At 61.2% G+C, this 16,518-nt stretch carries 15 protein-coding genes and 1 riboswitch; of the genes, 4 read left to right on the top strand and 11 right to left on the bottom strand.

What is annotated here, in order from left to right; all coding sequences use genetic code 11:
• Positions 1-4 precede the first annotated feature (4 nt).
• From ACT3TP_RS08695 to ACT3TP_RS08705, 3 genes are all read left to right on the top strand, one after another.
• Positions 5-205 (top strand): hypothetical protein, encoded by a 201-nt coding sequence (locus ACT3TP_RS08695; protein WP_096285651.1) that lies wholly within the window; start codon positions 5-7, stop codon positions 203-205.
• 1,123 nt (positions 206-1,328) lie between these two features.
• A complete protein-coding gene (locus tag ACT3TP_RS08700; RefSeq protein WP_444620417.1) occupies positions 1,329-2,036 on the top strand; it encodes an HNH endonuclease family protein in 708 nt (235 codons plus the stop codon).
• 169 nt (positions 2,037-2,205) lie between these two features.
• Positions 2,206-2,412, top strand: a complete 207-nt coding sequence (locus tag ACT3TP_RS08705; protein WP_096285657.1) for a hypothetical protein — start codon at positions 2,206-2,208, stop codon at positions 2,410-2,412.
• Positions 2,413-2,416: 4 nt separating this feature from the next.
• Here the strand turns inward: ACT3TP_RS08705 and ACT3TP_RS08710 are convergent, their stop codons facing one another.
• Positions 2,417-2,773, bottom strand: coding sequence for a zinc ribbon domain-containing protein YjdM (locus tag ACT3TP_RS08710; RefSeq protein ID WP_096285659.1), 357 nt, complete (start codon positions 2,771-2,773; stop codon positions 2,417-2,419).
• 192 nt (positions 2,774-2,965) lie between these two features.
• Here ACT3TP_RS08710 and ACT3TP_RS08715 point away from each other — a divergent pair, with 192 nt between their 5' ends.
• Complete coding sequence (locus ACT3TP_RS08715) at positions 2,966-5,218, top strand: 5'-nucleotidase C-terminal domain-containing protein (protein ID WP_444620418.1); 2,253 nt, start codon at positions 2,966-2,968, stop codon at positions 5,216-5,218.
• A 70-nt stretch (positions 5,219-5,288) separates the two neighbouring features.
• Here ACT3TP_RS08715 and ACT3TP_RS08720 read toward each other — a convergent pair whose 3' ends face one another.
• The 10 genes from ACT3TP_RS08720 to ACT3TP_RS08765 form a co-directional block, all read right to left on the bottom strand.
• Positions 5,289-6,650, bottom strand: coding sequence for an FAD-dependent oxidoreductase (locus ACT3TP_RS08720; protein WP_096285663.1), 1,362 nt, complete (start codon positions 6,648-6,650; stop codon positions 5,289-5,291).
• Between the two features lie 159 nt (positions 6,651-6,809).
• Entirely contained in the window at positions 6,810-7,133 is a 324-nt protein-coding gene (locus ACT3TP_RS08725; protein ID WP_176484151.1) for a putative quinol monooxygenase, read from the bottom strand.
• Between the two features lie 5 nt (positions 7,134-7,138).
• Positions 7,139-7,555: an MmcQ/YjbR family DNA-binding protein gene (locus ACT3TP_RS08730; protein ID WP_096285667.1), complete on the bottom strand. Its 417-nt coding sequence runs from the start codon at positions 7,553-7,555 to the stop codon at positions 7,139-7,141.
• Positions 7,556-7,641: 86 nt separating this feature from the next.
• A complete protein-coding gene (locus ACT3TP_RS08735; protein WP_444617155.1) occupies positions 7,642-8,058 on the bottom strand; it encodes a CoA-binding protein in 417 nt (138 codons plus the stop codon).
• 78 nt (positions 8,059-8,136) lie between these two features.
• On the bottom strand, positions 8,137-9,549 hold the full coding sequence (locus tag ACT3TP_RS08740) for an NtaA/DmoA family FMN-dependent monooxygenase (RefSeq protein WP_096285671.1): 1,413 nt from the start codon (positions 9,547-9,549) through the stop codon (positions 8,137-8,139).
• A 1-nt stretch (position 9,550) separates the two neighbouring features.
• Positions 9,551-10,774 carry an acyl-CoA dehydrogenase family protein gene (locus tag ACT3TP_RS08745; protein WP_096285673.1) on the bottom strand — a complete coding sequence of 408 codons (1,224 nt, stop codon included), beginning with the start codon at positions 10,772-10,774 and terminating at the stop codon, positions 9,551-9,553.
• A gap of 50 nt (positions 10,775-10,824) precedes the next feature.
• Positions 10,825-12,447, bottom strand: a complete 1,623-nt coding sequence (locus tag ACT3TP_RS08750; RefSeq protein WP_096285675.1) for an ABC transporter ATP-binding protein — start codon at positions 12,445-12,447, stop codon at positions 10,825-10,827.
• A gap of 38 nt (positions 12,448-12,485) precedes the next feature.
• Positions 12,486-13,376, bottom strand: a complete 891-nt coding sequence (locus ACT3TP_RS08755) for an ABC transporter permease (protein WP_105553529.1) — start codon at positions 13,374-13,376, stop codon at positions 12,486-12,488.
• 15 nt (positions 13,377-13,391) lie between these two features.
• Positions 13,392-14,348, bottom strand: coding sequence for an ABC transporter permease (locus ACT3TP_RS08760; RefSeq protein WP_096285679.1), 957 nt, complete (start codon positions 14,346-14,348; stop codon positions 13,392-13,394).
• An 11-nt stretch (positions 14,349-14,359) separates the two neighbouring features.
• Positions 14,360-16,000: an ABC transporter substrate-binding protein gene (locus ACT3TP_RS08765; protein WP_444620419.1), complete on the bottom strand. Its 1,641-nt coding sequence runs from the start codon at positions 15,998-16,000 to the stop codon at positions 14,360-14,362.
• A 122-nt stretch (positions 16,001-16,122) separates the two neighbouring features.
• Positions 16,123-16,213: riboswitch (SAM riboswitch) on the bottom strand.
• Positions 16,214-16,518: the final 305 nt, after the last annotated feature.

Here is a 16,518-nt window from a genome sequence, read left to right on the forward strand (position 1 = left end):
ATCGATGGCTCGGCTCCCCCGCGCCCGGCGACTGCTCAGCGCCATCGGCGGGTTGCTATTGGTCGTTATCGGGCTTGCGCTGATAACCGACTCGGCAACTTCCGTATCGCTCATCGTCCTCTTGCTGTGCTCGGGGTCGATTCTCACCGACCTAATGCGCCTACCGGCCGCGTGGCAGGTAAGCAGCCGGTGCGTGGCGCACTGACCGTGCTGGTTGGATTATTTGGTTCGGTTCTGGTCATCATCTGGCCCCGGCCATCGCTTTGGGTACTCGGCGCAGCTTTTGCGGGTGGCTAGTTCTCCTGGGACTGCACCGTCTTTGCGAAACTTTTGAACACCGGCTTCCCAAGACTCCACGGTGGCTTCCCTGCTGGGACAGACGGGGCTCACCTTTGCTCCCGCCGGCTGCCTCGTGCTTCTGCTTGCCACCGGCGCCGCCACCGCATGGCTCTATTCCAGCAATGCACAGGCGGTCATGCGGCCCTTTTCGGTGCGGCTCGTGCCGAGAGATATGCTCCTGAACTGGAGGTACTCGATACTGCCGGATGGCTCCGGCAACGGACCTGACTCGACTTGCGACAGGATACAAGGACGAGGCTTAGGGAAAGATCGTCACCAGCCATATTGCCTCCGCCTGGGAGAAGATCTACCCCGAGTTGGAGATCGCCGCGCAACAGAACTCATCGGCCCGCTCCGCTGTCGAGCACATCTCACAGTTGCGCTTCTTCGGCAAAGACGTACCCGCCGCGCTGTCCACCAGCTCTCGACTATTCGACGCGTGCGCAGCCGGAAGCGATCTGCTCTAACGCGAATATGACGGGCTGGATCATCTGGGGCTCGTCGGAGAAAATTCACCGTTGAACCATGATCTCGTGCAATGGACCAAGGAATTGCTGGCGGGGGAACAAGAACGTGGAAACTGCACCCGCCAACTAGCCATCGGGCGAAGTTCCGGACTGTGACCTGCAATTCGGGCCTCTCGCTGCGCTAATCAAGGGCGATCCGTTTCTCCAACTCGGAAGTCTGATGTGGAGCTCAACGGCAGAACCGAATTGCCGATCGAGGCAGAGACGTTTCGTTCGCCAACGCCCACCCGTCCAAATTCCAATGCCGTGAAGCATTCGAATGACCGTGGGTCTGAACGATTCAAGACAAGGTGTGTCAGATCAGGAGTTCTCTACTAATTACTCCCTCTGGATCGCGGCTCGAAACATCTCACAACTGAACACGCAGGTGAACCCCTCGACTTGTCGGTAGCAACGAATAGAGTTCTACCGGTGGAGGACAAATCCACCTAATCAATACCGAAGCAGGAGAACTCCCCGGGCATGCGCTTATCGCGACGAATTATATCCATCACGCTGGTAGCCGCCACCCTTGCCGTGGGTACTTGCGCGTCGCTGGGATCATTTGAGCTTTCAGACTTGGTCTCCGAGCCTGCTGCCCAGACGGCAACCACACTGGGCGACAAAGAAGAGTTCGCCAAATCCCTCACGCTGCTTGAACAGATCGATCGCAAGGGGCGAGCGCCGAAAACCGGATATGCACGGGAACTATTCGGCAAAGGCTGGAAGGACCCGGACCGCAACGGCTGCGATGCACGAAACGATATCTTGGCCCGCGATCTGGAAGATATTGCCTTCAAGCCGGCACGGGTCGATTGCGTGGTATTGAGCGGCACCTTCCATGATCCGTATACGGGAGAAACCATTGAGTTCCGGCGCGGGCAAGGAACCAGCTCCGAAGTCCAGATTGATCACGTAGTCGCGTTGTCTGATGCGTGGCAAAAGGGCGCACAGAAATGGGACGCACAGACTCGGCTCGAATTCGCCAATGACCCGTTGAACCTTCTTGCCTCGGATGGGTCGGCAAATGCCTCCAAAGGTGACAAGGATGCAGCTACCTGGCTTCCACCAAACAAGAGCTTCCGCTGTGCTTACGTTTCACGCCAAACTCAGGTGAAGGCAAAATATGGCGCGTGGATGACCCCGGCTGAGCACACTTCCATTGCCAAAATCCTCAGGTCATGCCTGTAAAACTCAGGCAATCGCCTCGCCATCATACAAAAGGATGAGGGCAATAGGCCGTAATTGCACCAAAAGTTTTATATTCAAATCGGTGAACCTGTGGCAGAATTGTATTAGTCCAGCGTTTTGGGAATAGCTCATGGCGCGACGAACACGAATCAACAGAAACTGGTGCACCATGAAGGCACGACTGCTCGGCTCGATACTTCTAGCCGCCAGCGTCTGCGTCTTCATGCTCGCCCTGGACGTCCAGCAACGCGAGATCGCGACCGCCTGCTGGGTGACCTCATCGCTGATGTTCATTGTCTCGGCAATGATTCTGGTGACCAGCACGCTGGATAGATCCGAAGTAACCGCCGGCGATCCGCGCCGCCGAAAGGTCTAGCGAACTAGGCTTTCTTTACGATGGAAGACTTCAGTTCCATGGGACCGAAGCCATCGACCTTGGCGAAGATATCATGGTCACCGCTGCCCGGAGTCAGCCTGATATTACGCACCTTGGTTCCAGACTTCAGCGCAGCCTGCGCTCCCTTAACTTTCATGGTCTTCACAATGGTCACCGAGTCGCCATCCTGCAAGACATTGCCCACGGCATCCTTTATTTCGGCGCCTGCGGCATTGTTGCCCCCCTCCCCAGCAATGTGCGCATTCCATTCGTGCGCGCATTCGGGGCAGACAAGTAGCGAGTCCATGGCATAGGTGTATTCGCTAGAGCATTCGGGGCACGGCGGCAAGGTTTCACTCATGAAAATAGCTTATCAATGCTGGTGATCGGCGCCCGCACCCTGGAGGGTCAAGCGGCGAACCGGCAGGCACCGCCCAAACCGGAAACGGCGTAATTTCCATATAGATGGACAAATTTCACGAGAAGTCATCGACAGGTTCACCTGCATGCGATAGACATGATGCATGTCACTCGCACACTACTAGGAGGATCTATGTCTGCATTCAAGCAGATAAGGAACACTGGACTAGCTTCGCTAGCCGCATTGTCCCTGCTCACCTCGGGCGCAATTGCCGCTCAGGCAACCGCGACGGAAGCACCCGCTGCTGGCGAAAATGTCAGTCTCGACCTTATCGGGATCAACGATTTCCATGGCCGTATCGCAGCCGACCGGGATTCGGCAGGCGCCGCGGTCTTGGCCGGCGCCGTCGATGCCCAACGCGCAGCGAACCCGAACACCTTGTTCGTCTCGGCCGGGGATAACATCGGAGCTTCAACCTTCGCCTCCGCTTCTCAAGAAGATGAACCGACCATCGATTCGCTTGTCGCCGGCGGGTTGGACGCCGCAGCGGTGGGCAATCATGAATTCGACGGCGGATACGAGGACCTCAGCGACCGCGTCATCGAACGCTACGGGCAGCAATCCGGTGCGGATGGCGCCGACTTCGCGCTTGGCGCCAACGTCTATGACAAGGGGACCAAGAATCCCGCCTTGCGTGAATACGCGATCCGCGAGGTGGACGGGCTGCGCGTTGGAATCATCGGCACCGTCACCGCCGATGTCCCTTCGCTGGTCAGCCCGAACGGTATCTCCTCCCTTGACTTCGGAAGTGAATTGGAAGCGGCCAATCGAGTCGCGGCCCAGCTTTCCGATGGCGACGAGGCCAACGGCGAAGCCGACACTCTGGTCCTACTGACTCACAACGGCTCGGAGAACGATACCTGCGAGGTTATCGCCGACGAGGACAGCGACTACGGCACGCTCATCCGCGATGCCAGCCCGGAGATCGATGCGATCTTCTCCGGCCACACGCATCAGGCCTATAACTGCGATATTGCGGGCCGATCGGTCATCCAGTCGCATCAGTACGGCACCACCTTGGGCAAGGTTTCCCTAGAGCTCGACGCCACCACCGGTGACGTCGTTGAGAGTGCAACCGAACTCGTCCCGCTGGCAACTGAAGACGCCAATGGCGATTGGTCGCCAAACTTCGAGGCAAATGCCGAGGTCCAGGCCATTGTCGATGAAGCAGTAGACAAGTCGGAAGAAGTCGGCAGCGTGAAGGTCGGCCAGATTTCCGAGGACATCCTGCGCGGCGGCGAAGAACCGGGATCCGACCGCGGTATCGAGTCGACACTGGGAAACACCGTGGCAGACATCCACCTGTGGGCCACCTCGAACGAGAACTTCGCCGGAGAGCCGGCGGAGATCGCCTTCATGAACCCAGGCGGCCTGCGCGCCGATCTGCTCTACGGCCAAGATGGCACGGTGACCTACAAGGCCGCCGCCGACGTCCAGCCCTTTGCCAATACGTTGATCACCTTCGAGATGACCGGAGAGCAGATCCGTGAGGCCTTGGAGCAGCAATGGCAGCCGGAAGGCTCGGAACGTACCAAACTGCATCTGGGCATCTCCGAGGGATTGGAATACACCTACGTTGAAGATGCAGCTGCAGCTGCCGCTGCCGGCGAGCATATCAAGGACATCACCTTCAACGGTGAGCCACTTGATGAGAGCGCATCCTTCACGGTCGCGGCCAACGCATTCCTCGCAACCGGTGGCGATAACTTCGCCGCCTTTGCCGAAGGCACCGGCCACACGGACAGCGGCCAAATTGATCTGGACGCAACCGTGAACTACTTCAAATCCCACGACGTAGTTTCCCCAGCACCACTGGGCCGCGCCACCTTGTCGGGTACCGACTGGGCCAGCGTGGAGATTTCGCCTTCCGAGATCGTTCCCGGTGAAGGCGCTCAGGTCTCCGTGATGGGCCTCGAAGAAGGGGGAGAAGTAACAGCCACCGCCTTCGACGGCGAATTGGTAGTAGATGATATCCCTGCCGCGGATGCGGAAGGCAAGACCTCCTTCGAGCTTGCCGTTCCAGCCGATGCCAAGCTAGGGGCAAACTCGCTGGTTCTCTCCCAGGTGCAGCGCGAGGACATCTCGGTGGACTTCACCGTAATCGAGTCGGCCGCGGAGCCGACTCCGAGCGCCGAACCGACCGAGGAACCTAGCCAGGAACCTTCGCAGAGCCCAAGCGAGGAGCCATCGCAAAGTCCGTCGCAGTCGCCAAGCGCAACGCCTTCCGAGGACACCAAGCAGTCGCCTAGCGAGCAGCCTCGCGACAAGGACTCTCTGGCGGACACCGGGTTCGCCACTAGCTGGATCGGCATCGCCGCAGGGGTGGTGCTGGTCGCCGGAATCATCTTGCTGGTGATTCGCAGCCGCAAGAAGAACACCCACTAAGCAGGAGCGCACAGGCCAACGGCACCCCGGAATCCATCCGGGGTGCCGTTGGCCTTTCAGGAACTACGCACTAGTCAAACTCTGCTAATACCTCGTTCAGGGCCTCGGTCGAAGACGGGTGGGTGAAAATCGAGTCCCGCAGCGTGCTGGCGGTGATCCCGGAGCGCATGGCTAGCGCCACCAGGTTGATGACTTCCTGTGCGTCTACGTGCATCAGCGCCGCACCAAGTATCTGGTCGCTGTTTCGATCCACCACAAATTTGATGATGCCTCGCGGATCCTGCACAATTTTCGGCCGTGGCATCGCCGCGATATCGGCAACTTTTTTCACTGCCACCTTAATGTCCAGTCCTTGGGCACGTCCCTGGTCTTCGCTGAGACCTACCCGGGCCAGGGGCGGGGTGCTGAACATGGTGGTTGGCACCGCCACCCGGTCTTCGAGGTTCCGTACACCCTCCCCCAAGAACTGGTCTTTGAGGATCCGCTGGTCATCTAAAGAGGTGTAGGTGAACTGCGGTCCTCCGATGACATCGCCCAATGCGTAGATCCCCTCCGAGCTGGTGGCCAAGTGCTTATCAACCATGATCTCGCCCCTTTCGCCCAGACGAACGTTGGTCGTTGCCAAGTTCAGCCCCTGGGTGGCGGGTGTTCGTCCAAGTGCCAGGAGCACCGCGTCGGCTTCGATGCTCCGCTGCCGTCCGTCACGTTGATAGGTCACCGTGACACTTGCGGCATCCTGACGCATCGAGGTGACACTGGCGGAATCGAGGATGTTCACTCCGGCATCAGATAGAGCCGAGGCTACCTCGGCGGCAACGTCTTCGTCTTCGCGCTTCAATGGCCGCGCTCCGCGATCCAGTACGGTCACCTCCACACCGAATTGCGCAAACATGGAAGCGAATTCCAGCCCCACGTAACCACCGCCCACCACAAGAAGCTTGGCCGGGAATTCCGCATGTTGCAGGGTCGTTGAATCGTGGATTCGCCCGCCAATTTCTGCGCCGCTGATAGGCGGAACGGAAGGAAGCGCCCCGGTGTTGATGACGATCCTCGGGGCGCTGAGCTCTAGTACCTCCTCGCCGCCTTCCACCTTGATGCTGTGCGGGCCGGTGAAACTGGCCCTGCCCGTGAGCACCAGAACGGAGTCCAGATCGTTCAGCATCGAGAAGTTCTTTTGGCGCATCTTCGCGGTGAGTTCGTCGCGGCGTTCGACCGACTTGTAGAAGTAGTGGGCATCTGCCCTATTGCCACGATGCTGTTCCGCGTCATGGATCAAGGTCTTCGTTGGGACGCATCCAATGTTGATGCAGGTGCCGCCATACATCGACGTCGACTGCTCAACGATAGCCACCCGTTGTCCTGCGCGGGCTAGCGTTCCGGCGAGAGTTTTGCCGCCCTTGCCCCAGCCAATGACAATGACATCAAGTTCCATAGCCACAACCACATCCTCACAATTGGTTTTCTGCTTCCACTCCGAGTCTTCTCCGTGCGTAGCTCCAAAGCAACCTATGGACTCGGGGAATAGGAAAGGCGCGGCCCGTAGTTGGATCTTCTTCCAACTACGCGCCGCGCCGCTTCGCTGCCTGCAAGGCTAGCCGATCTGGAGCTCGCCCATTTCGTCCCAGTCTTCGCCTTCGATCTTGCGCGAGATGATCTTTGGGGTCTCAACGAGCAATGGACGCATCGACTCAAGCCCGGCTGCGAAGTGCTCCGAGTTAACGTGAGCCGCTGCGGCTTCGTCATCGCGGAAGGCCTCGACGAGAACGTATTGGTTCGCGTCCTCGACACTTCGCGACCAGTCGAACCACATGTTGCCTTCCTCGGCACGGGTAGCCTGAGTGAACTGTGCAACGTGGGACATGAAGCTTTCGGAAAATTCCGGCTTTACCTGATATTTAACGACGATGAAGTACATGTAAGTCAGTCTAGCGATTCGTGCGCAATTTTTGTTTGCATGCGGATGAATTCTCGGTCACGCCTCGGCATGCCTTCGATCACCAGGTCGTAGGAGTCCTCAACAAGTTCCCGCAGGTGCTGCGGCTCCAACCCCGGACGCACCGAATTCCAGTGTTTTTTGCTCATGTGATATCCGGGAATGATCTCGTCATATTCGCTGCGCAGCTGGTCTGCGATCGCGGGTTCGCATTTGAGGTTCAGCAGCACCTCGCCTCGGTGCACCATGAGTAGCCCGAACATCTTGGCTTTTGCGCGGTCGCGGCCGGCAACCTTGAACACGGTGCTGTCTTCACCAAAAGGGTGGTCCTCAAATGCCCCGGGCAGCTCCAGGCAGAGGGCGCGCCACCGTTCGTGGATTTCTTCAATCGAAGCTTCGGCCATCGATCTGCCCCTTCATTTACGGCTCTGGGTTGCTGCCTGCCACGGTACCCAAGTTTTCCCGGCCGGACTTTGGCGAGGTCTACTTTTCAGAGCAGCGGATACTCAATTTTCGGGCAGGTATCCATGACAACTTCCAGGCCGGCATCCTTGGCCCGTTGAGCAGCCGCGTCGTCTCTGACGCCCAATTGCATCCAGATGGCTGACGCTCCAACGCTGATCGCCTGGTCGACAACGTCACCCACCTTATGCGAGTTCACAAAGCAGTTCACCACATCGATCTTTCCTGGGATATCGGCGAGCTTGGCATAGCCTTGTTCGCCGAGCGCATTCTCTGCGCGCAAGGACACCGGAACGATCTCCATGCCCAACTCGTCGCGCAGGTACCGGGCAATCGACGGCGCCACGCGATGCGGGTTGGCGCTCAAACCCACCACCGCCCAGCGTGCCGGAGTCGTCAATAACCGGCGGATGAGCTCGGGATCATTAACCTGGTTTTCGTCCATGCTCGTCACCCTACAGGGAATGGATACGTAAAGACCGCCGGTGCACAGCCTGCCCCGGCGGCCTAAACGGTTTGCGTTCTAATGCTGGAGCGCCGTTTCGGTGTTCGTCGCGGAGAACTCTCCGAAGGCGCCACGGTACTGCGCCGCGGGGTGGTTCTCCGGAAGCTTGTCTCCGCGTCCAAAAACCTTCGCACGCAGGCTGCCCGGAGCATATTCGGTCTGCGCTAATCCGCGACGCTGCAGCTCGGGAAGCAGCCCCTCGATGAAGTTGTCATAGGAGCCCGGCAAAATGTGGTTGATGACATTCAGCCCGTCGATCCCCGCATCCTGCCATTCGAGCAGCTTGTCGGTGATCTGTTCCGGGGTTCCCACAATCTGCTGGGCTTTGGCCCGGTAGTGCGCGAGGTCGCGCAGCGTCGGGTTGCGGCCCGGGGTGGAAGCCAGTGCGGCTTCCAGGACTCCTTGGGCGCCCTCGGTTTTCACCTCGCCAAGAGGGGTGTCCAAATCCAACCCGCCCAAATCCACGCCGATGCCGCCACCGATGTGAGCGATGATCGCATGCGGATCAAGGTACTGGTCGTATTCGGCTTCCAGCGCTTTGGCCTCCGCCTCGGTGGAACCGACCACGAAGGAAAGACCTGCAAAGACCTTGAGATCCTCGCGGCTTCGGCCCGCGGCGTTGAGGTTCTGCGTCAACGAGGCGACCTTTTTGGCCACATACGCCGGATGCGGGGCGAAGAGGAACGTCGCCTCCGCATGGGTGGCTGCGAACTGGCTTCCACGAGGCGAGGAACCCGCCTGGAAGAGGAATGGTGTGCGCTGGGCGCTGGGAATCGCCTGATGCGGGCCATCGATCGAATAGATCTCGCCGCGGTGATTGATCTTGTTAATGCGCGCCGGATCGGCGTAAATTCCGGATTCCTTGTCGGCCTTCAGCGCATCGTCTTCCCATGAGCCTTCCCAGAGCTTGTAGGCGGCATCGACGTATTCCTCGGCCCACCCATAACGGTCATCGTGGGCCATGAGGTTCTTCGCGCCGAAATTGCGGTGCGAGTTCTCCAGCACGCTGGTCACGATATTCCATGCCACGCGTCCTTGGGAGAGATGGTCCAGCGTGGAGATCTGGCGTGCGAATTGGAATGGGTGGGACTGGACGACCGAACTGGTCATCGCCAGCCCGATCTCCTTGGTGCTGGCGGCTAGCGCCGAAAGCAGCACCAGCGGGTCGTGGCTCGGGATTTGCATTCCCTTGCGTGCCAGGGAGGCCCAACCGCCCTCGTGATCTGCGTACAGTCCGGCCACGTCGGCGAAGAACAGGTTGTCGAATTTCGCATCTTCGAGCTTCTTGGCCAGATCCACCCAAAGCCCCAGCTCATGGAACCGGTCCTGCTGCGCTTCCGGATGACGCCACATTCCGCCGAGGATATGGCTAGAAGTATTCATCAGGAATGCCGAGAGGATGAAGCGTGGCCGTGTTTCGAAGGTACCCATTTTACTTTGCTCCCTTGGCTTCGCCGATTGAGTTCAGGCCGGTCGGAATCGTGCCATTGATGAAGTAGTCGCCTACCGAGCGGGCCTTGAATGCCACCGGATTGTGCGTGGCGACGGTGCGTGCGTTGCGCCAGTAGCGGTCCAGCGACTTGCTGGTGGACACCGCCGAGGCGCCGGTGACGTCGAACAGTTCGCTCGTCGCATCAAGCACCAGCTTGGGCGTGACGACGTGTGCCTGCTGCACCGCGATCTCCGCGCGCAGGAAGGCGGCTTCGTCATCCAGGTTCAGCGCCGGGTCGTGGGCGGCATCCAGTTCGCGGGCCGCGGTGACCACAATAGCTTCCGCGGCGTATACGTTCGCCGCAAGCCGGCCCACCAGTTCCTGAATCTGCGGATCGTTGCGGAACAATTCTCCGGAGCCGGTGTTGAAGGTCCGGGTGCGAGTTTCCACGATGCGGGCGGCCTCGTCGCGGGCTGCCTTGCCGATGCCGACGAGTACCGCGAGCAGGCAAAGCTGGAAGAACGCGGGCTCCAGCGTGGAGGCGACCTTGCGTTGCAGGATATTTGCCTCATCAACGGGAACATCGGTGAAAATGCCGGTTCCGGTACCGGTCAGCGGCTGGCCGAAGCCATCCCAATCGTCAAGGATCTCCACCCCTTCGCCGTGGCGGTCAACGATCGCGTACTGGCGCCCTTCGACTCCGTCGGTGGAGGCCATCACGACCACCCAATCGGCGAAGATCGAGCCGGTGGTGTAGTACTTTTCTCCGTTGAGCACCCAGCCTCCAGCTCTCTGGCTCAAACGGGTGTTGGTGGTTCCCAGCGCATTGCCGCCTCGTTCGGTGGCCGCATTGCCGAAGATCTGGCCGGCGAGCACGCGGGGGAACCAGCGGTCCTGGAATTCTTGGGGCTGCAGCGCGATGGTTTCGACAAAGGAAAAGTGGCTGCGCAGCAGGTGGGCGACGTTCGAATCCGCGGAGGCCAATTCGATCAGCAGCCGGAAAAGATGCTCGTGGCTGACCGGTTCCCCGCCGTGGCTGCGCGGCACACGCAACGTGGTGAAGCCGGCGTCCTTGAGCCACTGCACCTGCTCGAAGGGCAGGATCCGCTGCTGCTCGCGCTGCGTAGCGCCTTCGCCCACGCGGGCGAAGACCGGAGCGAAACGCTCAGCCAGGCGCTGGTAGGTGGCTTCGGGGCTCAGGGTTTGGCTGAGGTCAATGCTCATGTGCTTCTCATTCCTTTTCACTGGAAATCTGTCTGGGATGATTCTGCCGTTCAGGCGCTGCGCAGGTGCTCGAATTCGCGCAGCACCGCGCCGGGGTTCGCCGCGAGCAGGGTGCGCGTGTATTCATGGCGGGGGTTGGAGAACACCTGCTCGACGGTTCCGGTTTCCACCAGTTCGCCGCGGCGCATCACGCCCACCCGGTGGCTGATCCGTTCGACCACGTGCAGGTCATGGGAGATGAACAGGTAGGTCAATTGCTGTTCGGTCTGGAGCCGATCGAGCAAGTTGAGGATTTGTTCCTGGGTGAGCACATCGAGCGCGCTCAATGCTTCGTCGAGGACCAGGATCTTCGCGCCGCTGGCCAGGGCGCGGGCGATGGCCACGCGTTGGCGCTGGCCCCCGGAAAGTTCCGGCGAGCGCTTGCCGGCCAGTTCCGGGGCGAGATTCACCTGCGCCATCAGCTCGCTCGTGCGTGCTTCGCGCCAGGCGGCATCGCCAAGCTTGTAGTTGCGCATCGGCTCTTGGATGACCGAACGGACCGATTGGCGGGGGTCCAGAGCCGAGTCGGGGTTCTGGTAAACCAGTTGCGCCTCGCGCCACAACGCATAGCGCTGCTTGCCGCCGATTGAGCTGATGTCCTGGCCGTTCACCTCGACGCTGCCCTGGCTTGCGCCAAGCAGCCCCATGATGATTTTGGCAGTCGTCGACTTTCCTGATCCCGACTCTCCAACCAGCGAGAAGGTTGTGCCGCGAGCCACCTCGAAGCTGACCTGCTGGACCGCCTGATGTGCCTTGGAGCCCTGGCCGAACTCCTTGCCGAGGTCCGTCACGCGAATCGCCACGTCGCTGATTTCGGCCGTGTCTCGGCGCTGGTTGGTGGCGTACGCCTGATCGAGCAGGGCCTTGGTGTAGTCATTGGTGCTGCTGGCAATCAGCTCGCGGACCGAACGGTCTTCGAGCACCTCGCCACCGTTCATCACCAGCACCCGGTCGGCAATGTCGGTAGCTACGGCGAGGTCGTGGGTGACGAACAGGACGGTGGTCCCCTTCTGCCGGGCCAGGGACACGAAGACTTCAAGCACCGTGCGCTGCACGGTGACATCCAGTGCGCTGGTTGGCTCGTCGGCGATCAGCAGCTGCGGATTCAGCGCGAAGGCGATGGCGATCAGCACGCGTTGCTTCAGCCCGCCGGATAGCTCGTGCGGGTACTGGCTCAGGCGTTGCTCCGCCCGGTCGATCCCGACGCTGCCGAGCAGTTCGATGGCTTTTTCACGCCACCGGTTCTTGGGCACCGAACGGGTCGGGTGCAGGCGGAACACCTCGATGAGCTGCGAGCCGATGGTCTTCACCGGGTCAAGCGAGGCGCCCGGGTCCTGCGGGACCAGCCCGATACCGGCGCCCCGGATATCGCGCCATTGACGCAAGCTCAGCGCGGTGACTTCGGTGCCGCCAAAGCGGATGCTGCCGGTGGTGCTGGCGTCCTGGGGAAGCAGCCCGATCAGCGCCTTGGTCAGCGTCGATTTCCCCGAACCCGATTCGCCAACGATTGCCACGATCTGCCCGGCCGGGATTTCGAGGTTGATCCCCTGCGCGGCGAGGGTGCCTTGGGCGTACCGCACCGAAAGATCCTCGATGCGCACGACCGGGTTGGTGCCGGTGTTCTTGGTAGTCATAATCTGATCCCTTCACAAATTTGGGTACCCGGTGCCGGTTAGAAGCGGAATGCCTTGTTGATTGCGCGGCCGAGCACGGCGGTGAGCATCACTGCCGCGACGATCACCAGCCCCGGCAGGGTGGTCAGCCACCAGGCGACGGTGAGGTATTGGCGGCCTTCGGAGATCAGCAGCCCCCATTCGGGTGTTGGCGGCGGCGAGCCGAACCCCAGGAAACCAAGCCCGGAGATCGCCAGGATCGCCGCCCCCAGGTCGACCGCCAAGAGGGCGAGCACCGGGCCGATCACATGCGGGATGATATGGCGGCGCAGCACGGTGAGGTAGCCGCCACCGCTCATCAGCGCCGCCTGCACGAAGTCGCGCGAACGTACGCGCAGCACCTCGGTGCGGACAAGCCGTGCGAAGGCCGCGATCGAGGCGATGCCCACGCCGAGCCCCAGCGAGAATGGACCGGGTTCGGTCGCGGTGACCAGGATCAGCGCGATCAGGAAGGCCGGCACCGCCAGCACCACGTCGACGAACCGCATCGCGACCGAGTCGGCGAAACGGCCGGCGGTGGCGGCGAGCAGACCCAGCAGGCTGCCCACCACGCTGCCGATCAGGCAGGCCAGCCCGGCGGTCAGCAGCGTCTGGCTGGTGCCGTGGACCACCCGGGCATAGACGTCGCGCCCCAGGTGGTCGGTTCCGAAGGGATGAGCCAGCGACGGTTCCGCGAGCTTCTGCTGCGGCACCCCGGTGAGCGGGTCCTGTCCGGTGAACAGCCCCGGCAATACCGCCCAGGCGAGCAGGAGCGCCAGCGGGAGGAGCACCCACCAGTTCCGCAACCAGCCAAGCAGCGTGGTTCTGGGCGTGGCGCCATGCTCCGGTTGGAGCGCGCTGCCAGGGGCCAGCTCCACGGCCGGGTTGCCTCGTTCGGTCAAAAGACTCATGATCGGTTCCTTTCCCTAGGCCGCCAGCGCGCGAGGCGAACCGGCGTGGGAGGTGATGATGCGTGGATCAAGCTTCGGGTGGATCAGGTCGACGAGCAGATTTACCGCGGTGAAGGCGGCGGCGGTGAGCAGCACCAGTCCCTGCACCAGCGGGATGTCCTGTACCGTGACCGCCTGCAGCACCAGCTGGCCCAGGCCGGCGCGGGCAAAAACCGTCTCGGTGATGACGGAACCGGCGAGCAGCGTGCCGATGGTGATCCCGGCAATGGATAGCGCCGCCGGTGCGGCGTTTTTCAGCGTGTGCCGGTAGAAGATCCACGCCTCGCTGGCGCCCTTGGCCCGCAAGACGTCGACGAAGGGCTGAGTGTTGACCTCGTGCACGCTCTTGATCAGCACCTGGGCGATGGGTGCGCTGAGGTGGATGGCCAGAACGAGGATCGGCACCGCCAGCGAGAGGAACGAGCCGTCCGGGAACAGCGACATCACCCCGAGCTGCACCGCGAGCACCTGAAGCAGCACCAGTCCGAGCCAGAACACCGGGATGGAAATCATCAGCGGTGGCAGATTCAGCAGGGCGTTGCGGACCCGGGTGCGGCGCGACAGGCTGGCGGCGGCGGTCAGCGCGACCGCCAGCACCAGCGCCAGGGCGAAGGCGCTCCCGGCGAGCACCAGCGTGGAGCCGATGACCTCGCCGATACGGGTGGACACCGCCGAGCCGGAGGACAGGGAATAGCCCAGATCCCCGGTCAGCAGCGCACCGAGCTGGGTGAAGTACTGCACGATCAGCGGCTGGTCATAGCCGTAGTAGGCCTTCATCTGCGCGATCGTTGCCGGATCCGCGGACGAGTCGGCGGAGAGGAAGATCGTGACCGGGTCGTTCGGCAGGGCCTGCACCGCGAGGAAGACCGCGGTGTAGGCCAGCAGGATCACCAGCAGTGCCTGACCGATGCGTTGAGCGATGTATCCACCCATGATGAGTTCCTTTAGCCGTTGCTCTTCCAGGCGCCCTGGAAGATTGGTGCGGTGCCGGAGGTGAAGTCGATGTGCGCGTCCTTGTTGGCGCCGTACACCTGCACTTCGTCCCACAACACGAGGGTCAGTGCCTTGTCCAGTACCAGCGCGCGCTGCTCCTCGCCGACGAGCTTCAGATGCTCTTCTTCGGTGGTCGCCGCCTGCTCGCGGGTGAACAATTCGTTCAGTTCCTTGTCGGCGTTCAGCGTCTGGTTATTTGTCGCCGGCGCGTAGACCGGCCCCAGGCCGCCGTAGGCGAACTGGCGGGTTCCGAAGAATTCGATCTGGTCATCGACCATGGCGTTGGTCAAAAATGAATTGTCCGCAGCACGGTTGACCAGCTGCACTCCGATCTCCCGCCATTGCTGTTCGATCAGCTCGAAGGCTGGCTTGATGACCACGGAGTTATTCGAGCTGGCCACCGTGATTTCAAGCTTCTTGCCGTCCTTCTCACGGATCCCGTCCGCGCCAACGCTCCAGCCGGCTTCTTCAAGCAAGGCCTTGGACTTCTCCGGGTCATAGCCGAGCTCGGCAGACAGGTCCACGAAGCCCGGTGCCTGGTGGTTGAGGATCGAACCTGCGAGCACGTAGCTGTCCGAGAGGACCGTGTCCTTCAGCGCCTGGCGGTCGATTCCCGCCTGCAACGCCTGGCGCACCTTGGTCTCGGCCAGCTTGCCCGAACCGATTCGAATCGCGGCATGGTTGGTCGTCAGGTCCACGCCCTGGGCGGCGAAGATCTGCCCGCCTCCGGCGCTGAGCACCTCTTCGTCAACGGGCTGCAGTCCGCGGACCAAATCGACCTGGCCGGACTGCGCCGCGCCGGCCCGGTGGGCAACTTCTGGCAGGTACTTGACGACCAGCTTTTCAAGGTACGCGTCGCCCTGGTTTGCTGCGGTTTCCGGGGCCCAGGCGTAGTCATCGCGGCTGGTGAAGACGACCTCTTCATCTGGCTTTTCGGACTCGAAGACGAACGGTCCGGAACCGACGATCTGCGATATTGCGGTTTGCCCTGCATTGTCCAGTTCCAGGGTGCCCGGGGATACCAGCCCGGCGGTCACCGAGGAGGTGGAGCGCAGGAAATTCGCATCCGGGCGTTTCAAGGTCACCTTGACCTGGTCCTCGCCGACGACCGCGGAGCCCTTGTAGGCTGAAAAGTCGACGTTCGGTTGAATCTGCGCGGATTTCACGCCTAAGCCCAGCGCGTCCAGATTTTCCTTGACCGCTTCGGCATCCAGGGCCGTGCCGTCCGAGAAGGTGACGCCATCACGAATGGTGAAGGTGAATTCGGTCTGTGCCTCATTGGCGGTGAACTCGGAGGCGATCCAGCCTACGAGCTTGCCGGACTCGGTATCAAAATAGGTCAACCGGTCCAGCACCGAGTTCAGCACATTCGCCTTCTCGTAGAAGCGAGCGGCCTGGGTCTGCCAGTTGTTGATCGGGGTTACCTCGGCAAAGGTGAAGGTTCCGCCCGCTACCGGCGTGCCTGCTTCCGCGGAAGCTGCCGGCTCGGAGCTCCCCGCGGTGGATGCGCTGTTGCCGCCGCAGGCGGTCAGCGAAAGACCTAGAACTGCGAGTAGTGCCGCGGCCTTCAGGCTCAGTGGTGTGTTGCGCATTTTCTGGTGTTCCTCTCGGTAAGTTCCCGAGGATTACGCCGAAATCCCGATCCTGCCGCGGTATTGCGGGGCGGGAAGAAGGCAGACTTCTCCCCTGTGCGGACCGTTGCGAAATCTAGCAATCTCCATCGGTCCTGGCCTTAGCACCGCTCCCTGCCGGGATGGTTGCTGCAACGTCAACGAGCCAGGTCTCTCGGTCGCTCTGGATGGTTATCATTCGGTGTCTTTGCCGAACAATTTAAGTCTGCGCGCGCAGGTGCGGTGTGACCAACCATGACGTTATATGCGCGTCACGAAGTCATCCCAATACACACTTTGGGACTAATACAGGCCCTGAAGCCGGTCACTAATCGTCATAAGTCAGTTCGTGACGCTGCTGAAAAGATTTCCTTGACAGCAGTATCCCCGGCCCCGCGTGATCAAGGGTGGATTTGCTCGCTCGCCAACGAAACATTCGGGATAAAAGCGAACGGCCAGCCCGAACCTCTCTGGTTCAGGCTGGCCGTTCGCATAGTTCC

The organism is Glutamicibacter sp. AOP38-B1-38, from assembly GCF_052377485.1.
In the GTDB taxonomy this organism is placed as follows: domain Bacteria; phylum Actinomycetota; class Actinomycetes; order Actinomycetales; family Micrococcaceae; genus Glutamicibacter.

Excerpts from the sequence above, each read along its gene's own strand:
- ACT3TP_RS08745 (WP_096285673.1), bottom strand. The coding sequence starts at position 10,774 with ATGAGCATTGACCTCAGCCAAACCCTGAGCCCCGAAGCCACCTACCAG.
- ACT3TP_RS08715 (WP_444620418.1), top strand. The coding sequence starts at position 2,966 with ATGTCTGCATTCAAGCAGATAAGGAACACTGGACTAGCTTCGCTAGCC.
- ACT3TP_RS08760 (WP_096285679.1), bottom strand. The coding sequence starts at position 14,348 with ATGGGTGGATACATCGCTCAACGCATCGGTCAGGCACTGCTGGTGATC.
- ACT3TP_RS08710 (WP_096285659.1), bottom strand. The coding sequence starts at position 2,773 with ATGAGTGAAACCTTGCCGCCGTGCCCCGAATGCTCTAGCGAATACACC.
- ACT3TP_RS08700 (WP_444620417.1), top strand. The coding sequence starts at position 1,329 with ATGCGCTTATCGCGACGAATTATATCCATCACGCTGGTAGCCGCCACC.
- ACT3TP_RS08755 (WP_105553529.1), bottom strand. The coding sequence starts at position 13,376 with ATGAGTCTTTTGACCGAACGAGGCAACCCGGCCGTGGAGCTGGCCCCT.
- ACT3TP_RS08730 (WP_096285667.1), bottom strand. The coding sequence starts at position 7,555 with ATGGCCGAAGCTTCGATTGAAGAAATCCACGAACGGTGGCGCGCCCTC.
- ACT3TP_RS08740 (WP_096285671.1), bottom strand. The coding sequence starts at position 9,549 with ATGGGTACCTTCGAAACACGGCCACGCTTCATCCTCTCGGCATTCCTG.
- ACT3TP_RS08695 (WP_096285651.1), top strand. The coding sequence starts at position 5 with ATGGCTCGGCTCCCCCGCGCCCGGCGACTGCTCAGCGCCATCGGCGGG.
- ACT3TP_RS08750 (WP_096285675.1), bottom strand. The coding sequence starts at position 12,447 with ATGACTACCAAGAACACCGGCACCAACCCGGTCGTGCGCATCGAGGAT.
- ACT3TP_RS08735 (WP_444617155.1), bottom strand. The coding sequence starts at position 8,058 with ATGGACGAAAACCAGGTTAATGATCCCGAGCTCATCCGCCGGTTATTG.
- ACT3TP_RS08725 (WP_176484151.1), bottom strand. The coding sequence starts at position 7,133 with ATGTACTTCATCGTCGTTAAATATCAGGTAAAGCCGGAATTTTCCGAA.
- ACT3TP_RS08705 (WP_096285657.1), top strand. The coding sequence starts at position 2,206 with ATGAAGGCACGACTGCTCGGCTCGATACTTCTAGCCGCCAGCGTCTGC.
- ACT3TP_RS08765 (WP_444620419.1), bottom strand. The coding sequence starts at position 16,000 with ATGCGCAACACACCACTGAGCCTGAAGGCCGCGGCACTACTCGCAGTT.
- ACT3TP_RS08720 (WP_096285663.1), bottom strand. The coding sequence starts at position 6,650 with ATGGAACTTGATGTCATTGTCATTGGCTGGGGCAAGGGCGGCAAAACT.